This window comes from Nitrobacter sp. 62-13, assembly GCF_001896955.1.
Taxonomy (GTDB): Bacteria; Pseudomonadota; Alphaproteobacteria; order Rhizobiales; family Xanthobacteraceae; genus Nitrobacter.
The window spans coordinates 1-2,424 of sequence record NZ_MKRN01000038.1 but is presented as its reverse complement, the minus strand read 5'-3'; the positions used below and the strand labels follow the sequence as shown (position 1 = coordinate 2,424).

The 2,424-nt window shown below is 65.0% G+C and carries 2 protein-coding genes; both read right to left on the bottom strand.

Features of this window, described 5'->3' with window-relative positions; all coding sequences use genetic code 11:
• Positions 1-1,223, bottom strand: a 1,223-nt coding sequence (locus BGN91_RS04630; protein ID WP_292610948.1) for a metallopeptidase TldD-related protein, incomplete at its 3' end; no start/stop codon positions are given.
• A 138-nt stretch (positions 1,224-1,361) separates the two neighbouring features.
• On the bottom strand, positions 1,362-1,844 hold the full coding sequence (locus BGN91_RS04625) for an invasion associated locus B family protein (protein WP_292610946.1): 483 nt from the start codon (positions 1,842-1,844) through the stop codon (positions 1,362-1,364).
• Positions 1,845-2,424 lie beyond the last annotated feature (580 nt).

The window sequence follows — 2,424 nt, the reverse complement described above, 5'->3', positions numbered from 1 at the left end:
TTCTCGATCTTGTAGGCCTCGGTGCACTGGAACACGTATTTGCCCGAGGTGATGTCGACCTGACCGCCGCCGAAATTCGCGGCGTAGATGCCATTCTTCACCGAGGCGAGGATTTCGGCCGGGTCGCGATCGCCCGCCGGCATATAGGTGTTGGTCATGCGCGGCATCGGAACGTGGGCATAATCCTGGCGGCGGCCGTTGCCGGTGGGTTTCATTCCCATCAGCCGCGCGTTCTGACGGTCCTGCATGTAGCCGACCAGGATGCCGTCCTCGATCAGCACGGTGCGATTGGTCGGCGTGCCCTCGTCGTCGATCGACAGCGAGCCGCGCCGGGACGAAATGGTGCCGTCGTCGACCACGGTGACGCCTTTGGCCGCGACCTGCTGACCCATCAGCCCTGCGAAGGCGGAGGTTTTCTTGCGGTTGAAGTCGCCCTCCAGGCCGTGTCCCACCGCTTCGTGCAGCATCACGCCGGGCCAGCCGGGTCCGAGCACCACGTCCATCTCACCGGCCGGCGCCGGAATCGATTCCAGATTGACCAGGGCCTGACGGATCGCGTCGTCGGCGACGGAGCGCCACGCCTTGGTCTCGATGAACCGGGCATAGCCCTCGCGGCCGCCATAGCCGTGGCTGCCGGTTTCCTGCCGGTCGCCCTGTCCGGCGACGACGGAAATGTTCACCCGCACCAGCGGTCGGATGTCGCGGTAGCTTTCGCCGTCCGGCCGCATGATTTCGACGACCTGCCAGGTCGCGCCGAGGCTGACGGACACCTGACGCACCCGCGGATCCTTGTCGCGAACATAGGCGTTGATTTCGGCAAGCAGCTTCACCTTGGTCTCGAAGCCGAGGCCGTCGAGCGGATTGTCATCGCCGTAGAGCCGCGCGTTGGTGCGGGTGGGAGCCGCCGCGAAGGTTCCGTGATAGCCGCCGCGCACGGCGCCGACGGCATCGGCGGCGCGGATCAGCGCCGGCAGCGATACGTCGGAGGAATGGGCATAGCCGACGGCGTCGCCCTTGACGGCGCGAAGCCCGAAACCTTGCGAGGTATCGTAGGTCGCCTGCTTGAGGCGGCCGTTGTCGAACATCAGCGCCTCGCTCTGGCTGTACTCCAGGAACAGTTCGCCGTCGTCCGCACCGCCGAGGCCCCGCGCCACTTCGTTGCGCACGGAGTCGCGGTCGAGATCGGCACGGTCGAACAGGGACGTGGTGATGGGGCTGGTCATGGCTTGCTCCGTATTCAACGCGGATATGCGGCCGTTCCGTGTCGTTCGAAGCGGTCAAGGTTCAAGATAGGCATGATTGCCGCGAAAAGGAGACCTTTTCCAAACCTTCACCAGTTTCGCAGCGCCGGATCAAAATCGCTACGGCAGCTTGTCGTAACCTTCCCCCAGCCCGTTCAGGCTGAGCGGGAAGCCGATGCCTTCCTCCGGCGTCTCGAAGATGATGAAAGTCGCCGTCTTGGCGCTGCGCAACTGCCCCAGCAGCTTGTCGTCCAGCACGACCTCGGCGACGCAGCCGTTGGGCAGGCAGCGCACGAACCCGGCGCGGCCGACGTCGACATTGTCGAGCTTCAGGCCCAGGCCGGAGGGCAGCAGGACGCCGAGCGGCGCCACCACCCGCATCAGCCGGCTTTTCTGGTCGGCGGTCTTGAGCACGATCACCGTCAGGCCGGCATTGGAGCGATCCTCCGCCACCACGCTCTGGATCAAGGCGCATTGTTCGGCCTTGGCGCCGGGCGGCGTATCGCACCGGATCTGCCAGTCGCCATGGACCGATTTGACCGCGCCCTGCGCGCAGGCCGCGCCGGCGAAGCCGAGGGCGAGAATGGCGGCGATCCAGCCCATCAGCGCACGGGGCTGTCTCCTTGCAACCATGGCGATGCGTCCCGACGCGGGTCCGGTCAACTGTTTCGAAGGCCCCATCCCGCTCGATTCCCTGCTCTCGCGTGCCATAACCTTGGGCCAAACCGGTCCGGCGCTGGCCTGATGGGCAATGAAGGCGTCTTGAAGGCGGTCCCGCCCGGATCAGCCCGAACAGCAGCCGAATCTGTAGTGCCGGCCGCGCCTGTGCCTACATCGGACAATCCGCCTGTCAAGCGTCGGAAGGCTGCAAAAGGCGCGTTTCCGCTCTGATTCGTCGGCCAAATGCGGTTACCGGAGGGGGTGCGCCGGACCAAGGTTCAAAAGCGTCGCCGGCTTGCTGTCTTGGTCCTTGCGAGGGGCGACGAATTATGGTTTGAGAGAGGCGGCTTTGGACGCGTTCTAGCTAACCAGCCTCGTAGGCTGTTTTGCGGAGGCGTCATGTCGACCAGCAGACTTGCCGCCGGCGGGACCTGCTTAGGGGGTTGTTTAGGGTTTATTTATGACAAGGAGCGCGAGCGGCATGAAGATGTCGAATGGCCTTGATGGCCGCCGGTTTGGCCGC